The sequence below is a fragment of the Ruminococcus sp. AF17-1AC genome (genome assembly GCF_003461385.1).
GTDB lineage: Bacteria > Bacillota > Clostridia > Oscillospirales > Ruminococcaceae > Hominimerdicola > Hominimerdicola aceti.
This window is the reverse complement of the sequence record NZ_QTWZ01000001.1, coordinates 328911-344023: the sequence shown is the minus strand read 5'-3', so window position 1 is coordinate 344023 and position 15113 is coordinate 328911. Positions and strand designations below refer to the sequence as shown.

The 15113-nt window shown below is 45.1% G+C and carries 8 protein-coding genes; all 8 read right to left on the bottom strand.

What is annotated here, in order from left to right:
* Positions 1–18: 18 nt before the first annotated feature.
* The gene (tuf, locus tag DWW81_RS01440) at positions 19–1218 is read right to left on the bottom strand and encodes an elongation factor Tu (protein WP_117877670.1); all 1200 of its coding nucleotides are present in this window, start codon (positions 1216–1218) and stop codon (positions 19–21) included.
* Between the two features lie 114 nt (positions 1219–1332).
* Positions 1333–3411 carry an elongation factor G gene (gene fusA / locus DWW81_RS01435; RefSeq protein ID WP_117896456.1) on the bottom strand — a complete coding sequence of 693 codons (2079 nt, stop codon included), beginning with the start codon at positions 3409–3411 and terminating at the stop codon, positions 1333–1335.
* A gap of 21 nt (positions 3412–3432) precedes the next feature.
* Complete coding sequence (gene rpsG, locus DWW81_RS01430; RefSeq protein WP_022288663.1) at positions 3433–3903, bottom strand: 30S ribosomal protein S7; 471 nt, start codon at positions 3901–3903, stop codon at positions 3433–3435.
* Positions 3904–4098: 195 nt separating this feature from the next.
* Positions 4099–4524 carry a 30S ribosomal protein S12 gene (rpsL, locus tag DWW81_RS01425; protein WP_117863570.1) on the bottom strand — a complete coding sequence of 142 codons (426 nt, stop codon included), beginning with the start codon at positions 4522–4524 and terminating at the stop codon, positions 4099–4101.
* A gap of 207 nt (positions 4525–4731) precedes the next feature.
* Entirely contained in the window at positions 4732–6075 is a 1344-nt protein-coding gene (locus DWW81_RS01420; protein WP_117896455.1) for a hypothetical protein, read from the bottom strand.
* A 156-nt stretch (positions 6076–6231) separates the two neighbouring features.
* Complete coding sequence (locus DWW81_RS01415; protein WP_181982635.1) at positions 6232–6699, bottom strand: RNA polymerase sigma factor; 468 nt, start codon at positions 6697–6699, stop codon at positions 6232–6234.
* Positions 6700–6808: 109 nt separating this feature from the next.
* Positions 6809–10387, bottom strand: coding sequence for a DNA-directed RNA polymerase subunit beta' (rpoC, locus tag DWW81_RS01410; RefSeq protein ID WP_117896454.1), 3579 nt, complete (start codon positions 10385–10387; stop codon positions 6809–6811).
* A gap of 119 nt (positions 10388–10506) precedes the next feature.
* Positions 10507–14331 carry a DNA-directed RNA polymerase subunit beta gene (gene rpoB / locus DWW81_RS01405; RefSeq protein WP_117858490.1) on the bottom strand — a complete coding sequence of 1275 codons (3825 nt, stop codon included), beginning with the start codon at positions 14329–14331 and terminating at the stop codon, positions 10507–10509.
* Positions 14332–15113 lie beyond the last annotated feature (782 nt).

The following is a 15113-nucleotide window of genomic DNA, read 5'->3' as shown; positions in this document are numbered from 1 at the left end:
TATATAGCGAACTAAAAATTAGTCTCTAACAGCTGTAACGACGCCAGAACCTACTGTTCTACCACCCTCACGGATAGCGAAACGAAGTCCCTCTTCGATAGCGATTGGAGTGATAAGCTCAACATCCATCTCTACGTTATCGCCAGGCATGCACATTTCCTTGTCAGCAGGAAGTGTGATAACGCCAGTAACGTCAGTTGTTCTGAAATAGAACTGTGGTCTGTAGTTGTTGAAGAATGGAGTATGACGGCCGCCCTCTTCCTTCTTCAGAACGTAAACCTGACCTGAGAACTTTGTGTATGGGTGAATGGAACCTGGCTTACAAAGAACCTGGCCTCTCTGAATGTCAGATCTCTGGATACCACGGAGAAGCGCACCGATGTTGTCGCCTGCCTCAGCGTAGTCAAGGATCTTTCTGAACATCTCGATACCTGTTACAACAGTCTTTGGTCTCTCAGTTGAAAGTCCGAGGATCTCAACTTCGTCACCAGTCTTGAGCTGACCTCTTTCAACTCTACCAGTAGCAACTGTACCACGGCCTGTGATTGTGAATACGTCCTCAACAGGCATCAGGAATGGAAGATCAGACTTTCTGTCTGGTGTTGGAATGAATGAGTCAACAGCGTCCATAAGGTCAAGGATTGGCTTGTAAGCTGGATCTGAAAGATCATCTGGAGCCTCAAGAGCTGCAAGAGCTGAACCCTTGATGATTGGAGTCTCATCGCCAGGAAAATCGTACTTGTCGAGGAGCTCTCTGATATCCATCTCAACGAGATCGAGAAGCTCTTCATCGTCAACCTGGTCAGCCTTGTTCATGAAAACAACGATAGCTGGAACGCCTACCTGTCTAGCAAGGAGAAGGTGCTCTCTTGTCTGAGCCATAGGACCATCAGAAGCAGCAACTACGAGGATAGCGCCGTCCATCTGAGCAGCACCAGTGATCATGTTCTTTACATAGTCAGCGTGGCCTGGGCAGTCAACGTGAGCATAGTGACGGTTCTTTGTCTCATACTCAACGTGAGCTGTGTTGATTGTAATTCCTCTCTCTCTCTCCTCTGGAGCTGAGTCGATGTTGTTGTAATCCTTCTTCTCAGCAAGACCTTCAAGAGCAAGAGTCTTTGTGATAGCAGCAGTAAGAGTTGTCTTACCGTGGTCAACGTGACCGATTGTACCAATGTTAACGTGTGGTTTGGTTCTTTCGAAATGTGCCTTTGCCATAGGAATTTTCCTCCTTAAAATTTAATAGTTTCCGATTTAACATACCGTAGTATAATTATATCAAATAAAAAGCAAATTTGCAATAGAAAAAGCAGAAAATTTTCCGCAAATTTATTAGTCCTTGTTTCTTGAAGCCATGATCTTCTCAGAGATAGACTTTGGTACCTGAATGTAGCTGTCAGGCTCCATTGTGTACTGTCCACGACCCTGTGTCTTAGAACGCAGGTCATTTGAGTAACCAAACATTTCAGACAGTGGAACGAGAGCGTCTACCTGAACAGCACCGGTTCTCTGCTCCTGACCGAGGATCTGTCCACGACGGGAGTTGAGGTCGCCTATAACTGTTCCGAGATAATCATCAGGAGCGATAACGCAAACCTTCATGATAGGCTCAAGAATGATTGGTGAAGCCTTTCTCATAGCCTCCTTGAACGCCATAGAACCGGCGATCTTAAATGCCATTTCAGAAGAGTCGACTTCGTGATAAGATCCATCGTACAGCTCAACCTTAACGTCAACTACCTGGAAGCCTGCGAGAACACCATTCTCCATAGCGCCCTTGATACCTGCGTCAACTGCAGGAATGTATTCCTTAGGAATAGCACCGCCGACAACCTTGTTGATGAACTCATAGCCCTTACCGGACTCGTTTGGCTCAACGTTGATCTTAACGTGACCGTATTGACCCTTACCACCTGACTGCTTAGCGTACTTGTAATCAACGCTTGCAGGAGCAGTGATTGTTTCCTTATATGAAACCTGAGGAGCACCGACATTTGCCTCTACCTTGAACTCACGGAGAAGTCTGTCTACGATGATCTCAAGGTGCAGCTCGCCCATTCCGGCGATAATTGTCTGACCTGTTTCCTCAGAAGTATAAGTTCTGAATGTTGGGTCCTCTTCAGCAAGCTTTGCAAGAGCGATACCCATCTTTTCCTGACCTGCCTTAGTCTTAGGCTCGATAGCGAGCTGGATAACAGGCTCAGGGAATTCCATTGACTCAAGAAGTACAGGGTGCTCTTCATCACAAAGAGTGTCACCTGTTGTTGTATTCTTCAGACCGATAGCGGCACCGATATCACCAGCGTAGATAGTATCAATATCCTTTCTAGCGTTAGAGTGCATCTGAACGATTCTTCCGATTCTCTCGTCCTTGTCCTTAGTGGAGTTATAAACTGTAGAACCGGCTGTCAGAACACCTGAATAAACTCTGAAGTAGCAGAGCTTACCAACGAATGGGTCTGTAGCGATCTTGAATGCGAGAGCAGCGAATGGCTGATCGTCGCCTGAAATTCTCTCAACTTCCTCACCTGTATTTACGTCAGTACCCTTGATGTGTGGTACGTCGATAGGTGAAGGCATATAATCTACAATAGCGTCAAGAAGCTTCTGAACGCCCTTGTTTCTGTATGAAGTTCCGCAGGTAACAGGTACCATTGTGTTAGCGATAGTACTCTTTCTTATTACCTTCTTCATCTCGTCGATAGTGATCTCCTCGTCTGCGAAATACTTCTCAGCGAGATCGTCATCAACTTCTGCAAGATGCTCGATAAGGTCAGCGTGATACTGTTCAGCCTTTTCCTTAAGGTCCTCAGGGATCTCTTCCTGACGGATATCCTTTCCAAGGTCATCATAGTATACATAAGCCTTCATTTCGAGCAGATCGACGATACCCTTGAAGTCGTCCTCAGCACCGATAGGGAGCTGGATAGGAACGGCATTACAATGAAGTCTTTCATGGAGCATATTCAAAACGTTGTAGAAGTTTGCACCCATGATATCCATCTTATTGACATATACCATTCTTGGTACCTGATAGTTATCAGCCTGTCTCCAAACTGTTTCAGTCTGAGGCTCAACACCACCCTTAGCACAAAGAACTGTTACAGAACCGTCGAGTACACGAAGTGAACGCTCAACCTCAACTGTAAAGTCAACGTGGCCCGGAGTATCTATAATGTTGAGTCTGTGACCCTTCCAGTAGCAAGTAGTAGCAGCAGAAGTAATTGTGATACCTCTCTCCTTCTCCTGTGCCATCCAGTCCATTGTAGATGCACCGTCGTGTGTTTCACCGATCTTATAGTTTACACCGGTATAAAACAGGATACGCTCTGTAGTAGTAGTCTTGCCGGCGTCGATGTGTGCCATGATACCGATATTACGGTAATCCTGCAATTTACATTCTCTTGCCATATATATCCTCCTTTATACCTCTTACCATCTGTAATGAGCGAAAGCCTTGTTAGCTTCAGCCATCTTATGAGTTTCGTCACGCTTCTTGCATGAGCCGCCAACACCGTTAAGAGCGTCGAGGATCTCTGCTGCGAGTCTCTCTCTCATTGTGTCCTCGTTTCTCTCACGAGAATACTTTGTTATCCATCTCAGACCAAGTGTCTGTCTTCTGTCAGGACGAACCTCCATTGGTACCTGGTAAGTCGCACCGCCTACACGGCGAGCCTTGACCTCCAGCTCAGGCATGATGTTATCCATAGCCTCCTGGAATACTTCAAGAGCAGGTCTGCCTGTCTTTTCTTCGACAATTTCAAATGCTCCGTAAACGATCTTCTGGGCAACACCCTTCTTACCGTCGAGCATGATGTTGTTTACAAGACGTGTAACAAGCTTAGAATTGTATACTGGATCCTGAAGCACGTCTCTCTTTGTAACTCTACCTCTTCTTGGCACTTTAATTCCCTCCTTCACAAATAATGAATTCACAGGTACTCGCTCTGTAACCACGGCACACAGCCGTTTTACAGCCCCGTCAGTTCCTTGTAGAGTCAACTAATATATATTAATCACTCCACATAAACTGTGGTCTTCGCAATATGCGACAATGAGTTATTACCTTGTTACTAAAATGAGCTTTTCAGTTTTTGATTACTTGGCTGCTCCTGCCTTTGGTCTCTTAGCACCGTACTTGGATCTCGCCTGCATTCTCTTAGCAACGCCCTGAGCGTCGAGAGTGCCTCTGATGATGTGATATCTTACACCAGGGAGGTCCTTAACACGTCCGCCTCTGATAAGAACAACGGAGTGCTCCTGAAGATTGTGTCCGATACCAGGGATATAAGCTGTAACTTCGTTTCCGTTTGTGAGCTTAACTCTGGCAACCTTTCTCATAGCTGAGTTTGGCTTTTTAGGTGTAGCAGTTCTTACTACTGTGCAAACGCCACGCTTCTGTGGGCAGCTCTGATCGATAACTACCTTCTTCTTTGAGTTGAAACCCTTCTGAAGAGCAGGAGCTGTAGACTTGTCTGCAAGGACATTTCTTCCTTTTCTTACTAACTGGTTAAAGGTTGGCATATTTTCTCTCCTTTCATAGATTTGATACTATACGCTGATATACAATACATCAGCATACCTTGATATTATACACTATTCTCCGTCTCTTGTCAAGCACTTTTTCTTGACTTTTTTAACTTTTTGAAAATTTCAGTTAAATTTTCTGTCAAAAGCTATAAAAAGCACAGGGCAGCGGCTTTTCACGCCCTGCCCTGCAAATATATTCCCTCATTCCGTCTTGCTGTCTGTATCTAAAATTTCTCCTTTATCCGCCACTTCGACCTCTGTCTCGCTGAATCTATGATAAGTTATAACACAATCGCTGTCGTCAGTCTTGTCCGAATAGGTTATATCGTTTTGTACTTCATTGATATAAAGTTTCAGATCATCACTAAAATAGGTGTTTGCACCCGTTGCGAATTTAATTGCAACGAGCCATTCATTTTCATCAAAGAAGTAATTTCTGTTTTTCTTTACCGTCGCACTTTGGAAACCGTACAATTCATTATTAGTATCTTCCTGCTCCACAATATCCTTATAATTGGAAGTTATACTGAAATATCTTCCGTCCACCTTGAGAATTATGCCTTCCTTTGACCTTCCTGCTGTGGAAACGTTTATGCCTTTACCCTTTTCAATTGGTGTTATTATCAGCGGATAGATAATATCCCTTTCGTAATTGTCAGCATCATAATTGATATGCTTAACAGAATTTACCAACGTATCAATTTTAAATCCCCAGTCCTTTTCAACAGGATTTAGCACAATGCTGAAGTCGTCAGCTTGCAGTATCATATCTTCGTACATATGCTGTACACTATCAAGAATGAGCTTATCAAGCTTTTCCTTGCCTGTGTCCTTTGAACTGTCGATATCATAAGCATAGGCTATTGATGATCTCAGTGAATAATAGAAGTCTGTTCCAAAGCTGTCGCCACCGACCGTTTCGTCAAGACCTGTTGCGATCTCATCCGAGTTCCAATTACTCAGATCATCGCAGTTTATGCCGACTGCGATTTTTTCGCCCACTTTCAGTTCGTCCATATAAGCAAACTTCCCTGTGGTAACATCTTTCGCTCTGAAATCAAGTTTAAACGCAGCGTAAGAGTGGTATTTCAGGTATTCATATTCATTCACAGTAACATAGTCGATCAATTCGCCCTTTTCAGAGGTGTATTTCTCAACATATATCTTATCGACAAAAAGATATCCCGTTCCGTCCGAGCCGCAGCCTGCATACATTCCGACCGCCGTTATCTCTTTGTCTTTAACGACCTGCTTAAGCGCATTTTGTGCCTGTTCTAAATCAGCCGTAAGCTCAGTGCTGTCAAGGCTTTCCGAACTGTCTATACTTGGCTGCTGCATACCGACATTGATCTTATGCTCATCACCGCTGCGATAAAGCGTCAGCGCACCGCCCACCACCAGAAGCAAAGCCGCAAGCACCGCACCTGCAAGCTGAAAGCCTGTAAGTTTTGTTTTATTTTTCTCTGTAGGCTTGTCATACATAAGCACACTCTCCTTCCAATCCGAAGGAGTTTTTATACAGTAAAAAGCATTTATCTTTTTCATTTGCTGCCCCTTTCTGTGATATCCTCATTGCAAACTATACCTTTAGTCAATGTTATGCTGAAAGTCCAGCCCCTACATAATAGTTTTTACATCTTTTGTAGGGGACGGCGTCCTCGAAGTCCCGATACTTTATGTCTTTATTGACATTCATATAGTTCACAACATTATCATATCCTTCAGTTGTTCTCTTCCACGTTTGAGATGTGTTTTTATCGTGTTTTCCTTGATTTTTGTCAGCTCAGCTATCTCCTGCACTGACAGCTCCTCAAAGTAATAAAGATAAATACTATCCCGATATTTCGGGGGAAGTCTGAAAATAAGGTCAAGTATCTCTATGTCGCTGCCGTCCTTTGAGAAAGACGTTATACTGTTCAGATCGACTGTGTTTTTCCTCAAACGATACCGCAAAACACTCCGGCATTCGTTGAGAGCCACTCTGATGAGCCACGCTTTCGGGTTTGGCAGACTGCCTTTTTTCATCTGCTTGAAAAGCTTGAAGAACACGTTCTGATAGCAGTCCTCAGCGTCGGAAAAATTTCCCGTGTGCACCACGCAAAGCCTTGTTACCATATCCGAATACTCCTCTACAAGTTGGCGGTATTCGCTTTCGGTCATATTCTTCATGCTCTCACTTCCCTTCATATACTAAAACGCCGTGGCAGGCAAAAAGGTTTCATACAAAATAAAAAAATCAGCCCGCATGAATGAACCATGCAGGCTGATATAAAAGTCATTAGTACAACGGTGTTTCTGCGGTGTTATGGTTAGCCGCACTCTCATTCTTGACCACCTGAACGTTGTTGTAAACGTCCATACCGGTGCCGGCAGGAATGAGCTTACCGATAATAACATTTTCCTTAAGACCCATGAGCTTATCGGTCTTGCCTCTGATAGCTGCGTCTGTAAGAGCCTTAGTTGTCTCCTGGAATGAAGCAGCCGACAGGAATGAATCCGAGTAGCTTGAAGCCTTTGTGATACCCTGAAGAACAGGAACAGTTGTGATAAGTCTTGCGTTCTCGTCGCCAGCGTCGATCTGAGCCTGTATCTCCTCGTTGAGTCTTGCGACCTCTCCTCTGTCGATAAGTGAACCAGGGAGCAGATAGCTTGAACCGGAGTCGTCGATCTTGACCTTTCTCATCATCTGACGAACGATAACTTCGATGTGCTTATCGTTGATATCAACACCCTGCAGACGGTAAACCTTCTGAACTTCGGTGATGATGTAGTTCTGAACAGCCTTAGGACCATTAACTGCAAGGATATCAGCAGGATTGATAGAACCCTCTGTGAGTGGCTCACCGGCTGTAACAGCCTGTCCCTCACGAACTCTTATCTTGTAGCCGTATGGAATAGCATAAGACTCCTGCTCAGGATTTTCAGTGTCCTCGCTTGTAACAGTGATCTGCTTGGTCTTCTTGACCTCCTCGATCCTAACTACGCCGTCGATCCTTGTGATGATAGCAGCACCCTTTGGACGTCTGCTCTCAAACAGTTCCTCGACTCTAGGAAGACCCTGTGTGATATCTTCCGCAGAAGCGATACCACCTGTGTGGAAGGTTCTCATTGTAAGCTGTGTACCAGGCTCACCGATAGACTGAGCGGAGATTACGCCGACAGCCTCACCGACCTGAACGATATTTCCGTTTGCAAGGTTGGCACCGTAGCACTTAGCACAAACGCCATGCTTAGCCTGACACTGAAGAACTGATCTGATAGAGATAGAATCCTTGCCCTCAGCTTCGAGTGCAGCAACTATTCTTTCAGCGTCATGAACGTTGATAAGCTTGTTTCTTGAGCATATCATCTCGCCTGTCTTAGGATCCTTAAGATCCTCAACAAGATATCTGCCCACAAGTCTCTCGCTGAGAGGCTCGATCATTTCGTTTCCGTTCTTTATGTCGAATATCTCGATACCAACGTGAGTACCGCAATCCTCCTGACGAATGATAACGTCCTGAGAAACGTCAACAAGACGTCTTGTAAGGTAACCTGAGTCAGCAGTACGCAGAGCTGTATCGGCAAGTCCCTTTCTCGCACCTCTGGAAGAAATGAAGTATTCCAGAATGTTAAGACCCTCACGGTAGTTAGCTCTGATAGGCATCTCGATAGTTGAACCTGATGTGTTGGCGATAAGTCCACGCATACCTGCCAGCTGTCTTATCTGGTTGATAGAACCACGGGCACCTGAGTCAGCCATCATGTTGATTGGGTTATATGGGTCAAGGTTAGCTTTCAGAGCCTCTGTAACTTCGTCTGTAGCGTTGTTCCAGATCTCGATGAACTTCTTTGACTTCTCTTCTCTTGAAATATAACCTCTCTTATACTGCTTGTCTATCTTGTCAACAAGTCCGTCAGCCTTTGCAAGGATATCCTTCTTAGCCTCAGGGATAGAAGCGTCGCATACCGCAACTGTGATAGCAGACTTTGTAGAATACTTATAACCAAGGCTCTTGATGTTGTCGAGAACTTCGGAAGTAGTAGTAGTACCGTGCTTCTGGATACATTTATCAATGATATCAGAAAGCTGCTTCTTCTTTACAAGGAAGCTTATCTCAAGATCGAACTGCTTTTCTGAATTTGTTCTGTCAACAAAGCCAAGGTTCTGAGGAATGATAGAGTTGAAGATAAGTCTTCCGACTGTAGCGTCTATCACCTTTGATACCTGCTTGTCGCCTATCTGTTTGGTTATCCTTACCTTGATAGCAGCATGAAGTGAAACGATGTGCTGATCGTAAGCCATAAGAGCCTCGTTCACATCTCTGAACACCTTGCCCTCGCCAGGCTCGCCGTCCTTCTTCAGTGTCAGGTAGTAAGAACCAAGTATCATATCCTGTGTAGGAACTGCAACAGGGCGTCCGTCTGAAGGCTTCAACAGGTTGTTGGCAGCCAGCATAAGGAATCTTGCCTCAGCCTGAGCCTCTGCTGAGATCGGCAGATGAACAGCCATCTGGTCGCCGTCGAAGTCAGCGTTGAACGCTGTACAAACCAGTGGGTGAAGCTTGATAGCTCTGCCCTCTACAAGGATAGGCTCGAATGCCTGAATACCAAGTCTGTGAAGTGTAGGAGCACGGTTGAGCATTACAGGGTGACCCTGAATAACGTTTTCAAGTGCGTCCCAAACCTCAGGCTCAGCTCTGTCTACCTTTTTCCTTGCAGATTTGATGTTGATAGTAGGATTGGTGTCAACAAGTCTTTTCATAACGAAAGGCTTGAACAGCTCAAGAGCCATTTCCTTTGGCAGACCGCACTGATACATCTTAAGCTCAGGGCCTACGACGATAACAGAACGTCCTGAATAGTCAACACGCTTACCAAGAAGGTTCTGTCTGAAACGTCCCTGCTTACCTTTGAGCATATCTGAAAGTGACTTGTATGCTCTGTTGTTAGGACCTGTAACAGGTCTGCCGTGTCTGCCGTTGTCGATAAGTGCGTCAACAGCTTCCTGAAGCATTCTCTTTTCGTTTCTAACGATGATGTCAGGTGCTTCAAGCTCCAGCATTTTCTTAAGACGGTTATTTCTGTTGATAACACGTCTGTAAAGGTCATTAAGGTCGCTGGTTGCGTACCTTCCGCCGTCCAGCAGTACCATAGGTCTGATATCAGGTGGTATAACAGGTATAGCCTCCAGTATCATCCACTCAGGTCTGTTGCCTGATGTTCTGAAAGCCTCAACGATCTCCAGTCTTTTCAGAAGCTTGATACGCTTCTGACCTGCAGGAAGATCCTTCAGCTCAGTTTTAAGCTCTTCTGAAAGCTTATCGAGGTCGATCTCTTCAAGAAGCTCCTTGATAGCCTCAGCGCCCATGCCGGCTCTGAACTCGTCCTCGTCATACTTTTCCTGCATTTCGCTATAATCCTTTTCAGTAAGGAGCTGACCCTTGATAAGCTCAGTGTTACCTGGATCTATAACGATGTATTTTGTGAAGTAAAGAACTTCTTCAAGTCTTTTCTGTGATATTTCAAGCATCTGTCCTATTCTTGACGGAGTTCCCTTGAAATACCAAATGTGAGAAACAGGTGCAGCAAGCTCGATGTGACCCATTCTCTCTCTACGAACCTTGGCTCTTGTTACCTCAACGCCGCAGCGCTCGCAGACTTTGCCTTTAAAGCGAATTTTCTTATATTTACCGCAGTGACACTCCCAGTCCTTTGAAGGTCCGAATATCTTTTCGCAGAACAATCCGTCCTTTTCCGGCTTCTGAGTACGATAGTTTATTGTTTCAGGTCTGGTAACAACGCCGTAAGACCACTCACGGATCTTCTGAGGCGAAGCAAGACCGATCTTGATTGATGCAAACTCATTGAATTCCAACAGCAGTACCCTCTTCCTGTTTAGTTTGAAGCACGGCAACAGCCGACTTCTATATGAAACGGTCGCAGGGGCGGAGCCTTCCGCCCTTTGACCTCAGCTTATTTAGTTACTGTGCAAAATTATTCACCGTCATTAAGGAACAGATCAGACTCGTCGGAAGCTGCGCTGCCCTCCAGTTCGGAAGTGCCGTTCTCGTCTTCAGCCATGAAGCCCTCGTCGAGATCGCCCTCGTCAACGCCGAAATCGATATGATCTTCGATAGCAGGCTGTGGAACAAGCTCCTCGTCCTCGTCAAACGACTGCTTAAGATCTATTTCCTCGTTATTGATGTTGAGTACCTTGAGATCCAGACCAAGTGACTGAAGCTCCTTAACAAGTACCTTGAACGCCTCAGGAACACCAGGCTTAGGAACATTCTGTCCCTTAACGATAGCCTCGTATGTCTTGACTCTTCCCACAGTATCGTCAGACTTAACCGTAAGGATCTCCTGAAGTGTGTAAGCAGCACCGTAAGCTTCGAGCGCCCAAACTTCCATTTCTCCGAATCTCTGACCACCGAACTGAGCCTTACCGCCGAGTGGCTGCTGTGTTACCAGTGAGTAAGGACCAACTGAACGTGCGTGTATCTTATCGTCTACGAGGTGGTGGAGCTTCAGGTAGTACATATAACCGACTGTAACTCTGTTATCGAACTTCTCGCCTGTTCTTCCGTCATAAACAGTGAACTTGCCGTCCTCGCTCATGCTCAGAGCGTTAGGGTTGATGACCTCGTCCATTGTGTGGAGAGTGAACTCATCGTCCTTATGCTCCAGATAATTCTGCTGAGCCATTTTGAAGCATTCTCTGATGTCTGCCTCGTGAGCACCGTCGAATACAGGGGTCATTATCTTCCAGCCAAGAGCCTTTGCCGCCATACCAAGATGAACCTCAAGCACCTGACCGATGTTCATACGAGAAGGTACGCCCAATGGGTTAAGACAGATATCAAGCGGAGTACCGTCCTCAAGGAATGGCATATCCTCCTGTGGGAGTATTCTTGAAACGACACCCTTGTTACCGTGACGACCCGCCATCTTATCGCCCACAGAGATCTTTCTCTTCTGTGCGATGTAGCATCTGACGAGCATATTTACTCCAGGAGAAAGCTCGTCGCAGTTCTCTCTTGTGAATATCTTAACGTCAATGATAGTACCGGCCTCGCCGTGAGGTACCTTAAGAGAATTATCTCTAACTTCTCTAGCCTTTTCGCCGAAGATAGCTCTCAGAAGTCTTTCTTCTGCTGTCAGCTCAGTTTCACCCTTAGGTGTTACCTTACCAACAAGTATATCTCCTGAGCGAACCTCTGCGCCTATTCTGATGATACCGTTCTCGTCCAGATCCTTGAGAGCGTCCTCACCAACGTTAGGGATATCTCTTGTGATCTCCTCAGGTCCGAGCTTTGTATCTCTGGCTTCTGTCTCATATTCTTCAATATGAATAGAAGTATACTTATCCTGCTTTACAAGGTTTTCGTTAAGAAGAACGGCGTCCTCGTAGTTGTAACCTTCCCAAGTCATGAAGCCGATAAGAGCGTTCTTACCAAGTGAAAGCTCGCCGTTTGAAGTAGCAGGGCCGTCACCGATTATCTGATTAGCTTCAATTCTCTCGCCCTTATTGACGATAGGTCTCTGGTTCGTGCAAGTACCTGCGTTTGAACGCTTGAACTTAGTCAGCTCATAAGTTCTGAGCATACCGCTGTCCTCACGGATAACGATCTTGTCAGCGTCAACGCTCTCAACAACACCTGCGTTCTTAGAAACAACAGCAACGCCTGAATCAAGACAAGCCTTGTACTCCATACCTGTACCAACGATAGGAGACTCAGTCTTGAGCAGCGGCACAGCCTGTCTCTGCATGTTTGAACCCATGAGTGCACGGTTAGCGTCATCGTTCTCAAGGAACGGGATACAAGCAGTAGCGACAGAAACTACCATTTTAGGTGAAACGTCCATGAAGTCGATCTTCTCTCTCTCTATCTCGAGGATCTGATCTCTGTATCTGCCGTTTACCTTAGGTCTGGCAAACTTGTTATCCTCAGTAAGAGGCTCGTTTGCCTGAGCGACCATGTAATTATCTTCAACGTCAGCCGTCATATAAACAACTTCGTCAGTTACAACGCCTGTTTCCTTGTCAACACGTCTGTAAGGAGCTTCGATAAAGCCGTACTCGTTTATCCTTGCGAAAGAAGCAAGGTAAGAGATAAGTCCGATGTTAGGACCTTCAGGCGTCTCGATAGGACACATTCTGCCGTAGTGAGTATAGTGAACGTCACGGACCTCAAATCCGGCACGGTCTCTTGAAAGACCGCCAGGGCCGAGGGCTGAAAGTCTTCTCTTATGAGTAAGCTCAGCCAGAGGGTTGTTCTGATCCATGAACTGTGACAGTGGAGAAGAACCGAAGAACTCTCTGATAGCCGCAGTGATAGGTCTTATATTGATAAGAGCTGTAGGAGTAACGACCTCGGTGCCCTGTGACTGAATGTTCATTCTCTCACGGATAACTCTTTCCATTCTTGTGAAACCGATCCTGAACTGGTTCTGAAGAAGCTCGCCTACTGAACGGATTCTTCTGTTGCCAAGATGGTCGATATCGTCAACAGTACCAACGCCCTCGCAAAGGTTGAGGAAGTAAGAAACCGTAGCGATAATATCATCGATAGTGATATGCTTTGGAACGAGGTCGTCAGCCTTAAGTTTGATGTTCTCCTTAAGCTCTTCCTCATTCTCAGAATCCTCAAGAATTTCCTTGAGAGCCTTGAAAGATACCTTTTCGTTGATGCCAAGCTCAGTGCAGTCAAAATCAACATAAGCGTTGATGTCTACCATGCCGTTGCCTATGATCTTAACTTCGCACTCTTCAAGCTTTGTAACAGCCTCGCCCGTTGCGGAAGTAAGATGCTCCTTTACCTCAACGTCAACGTAAGCCTCCATAACACCTGCGGTCTCGATCTCCATAGCCTTATCAAAGCTGATAAGATCGCCTGCCTCAGCCATTACCTCGCCTGTCATAGGATTTACAACAGGTCTTGAAAGTCTGTGACCTGAAAGTCTTGAACCAACGCCAAGCTTCTTGTTGTACTTATATCTGCCAAATCTTGAAAGATCATATCTCTTAGCGTCAAAGAACAGGTTGTTCAGGTGAGTAACAGCAGAATCTACTGTAGGAGGCTCGCCCGGACGGAGCTTCTTGTAAACTTCAAGAAGAGCTTCCTCTCTGTTAGCAGTCTGATCCTTCTGCATGATAGTCTGAGTAAGTCTTTCATCAGGGCCGAAAACTTCCTCGATCTCCTCGTTAGTACCAATACCGAGCGATCTCAGGAAAGTAGTAAGAGGGATCTTTCTGTTTTTATCGATTCTGACATAAACCACGTCGTTAGAATCCATTTCATATTCAAGCCAAGCACCTCTGTTAGGGATAACAGTTGTCTTGAAAAGATCCTTACCGGTCTTGTCCTTATCAAAAGCGTAATAAACACCTGGTGAACGCACCAACTGAGAAACGATAACACGCTCTGCACCGTTGATAACAAAAGTTCCGCTGTCGGTCATTTTAGGGAAGTCACCCATAAATACCTCGGACTCCTTGATCTCGCCGGTCTCGGTATTGTTAAGTCTTGCAGTAACTCTCAGTGGCACTGCATAAGTTACATCTCTCGCCTTGCACTCTGCAACAGAATACTTAGCCTCTTCGTCGAAATGGTATCCAACAAAAGTCAGCTCCAGCGTACCATTATAATCAGTAATAGCTGAAACATCTCTGAAGACCTCCTTCAGACCTTCATCGAGGAACCACTGATAAGAGTTCTTCTGCACTTCAATAAGGTTAGGCATCTCCAGAACCTCATTGATCTTGGCAAAGCTCTTTCTCGTGTTCTTACCAAGTTTTACGTCCTTGACATTCACCATAGGCTCAATCACTCCTTAATTTATTTGGAAAATACATTTATATAATACTATATAACAATCGTATTCGCCAGTGGTTTTGGCGGTGTTTTCCATGATTTTATGCACTCAAAAACACATGAAATAGGTGGAAAACTCCATTATGATACAGTATACTATTATATAATATTAGCAAGCCCTTGTCAAGCATTTTAGCTTACACATCTCGCTGATTTTCCTATTTTCTCCGATTTGAACAAAAATCGCACAATTCGACGCAGAAACTTCTACTATTACCAATGTGTTATCAAATCGTAAATTTTTCATTTACTCACCTGCTTTTATCACCCTCCGCCTCATTACCTCCGCCCTAACCTACCCTTTATTTCATCACTATCTGCATCAACTTGTCTGCCATTACATAATAAATCCGATTTACTTGTCATATCCAACAAAAAATCACTTAACAAATTGTGCAAACAAATGATTTATATTTTAATTTGGCAACATTTCTGCAATTGTTGCATTTTTCATGCAACAAAAGGGGTGCTTTTCGGGGATAAGTAGAAAGCGTTTTGATACTTGCGGGCACGTGCAAGCCCTGCGACTTAGTGAAACCGAGGTGCGTTTCTGGAACAGGCTGTAGAGAACTTGTGTCAAAGCGTGGGTGTGCATTGCGGTATTTTGTGTATACGCAACCAAGGGCTTAATACACAATGTCACACCCCGAACGCAACTTGAAAATCAAATAAAAAAATTCGGACACACTCATAAAATTACGGCAACAAATCTGTAGGGGCGAACAG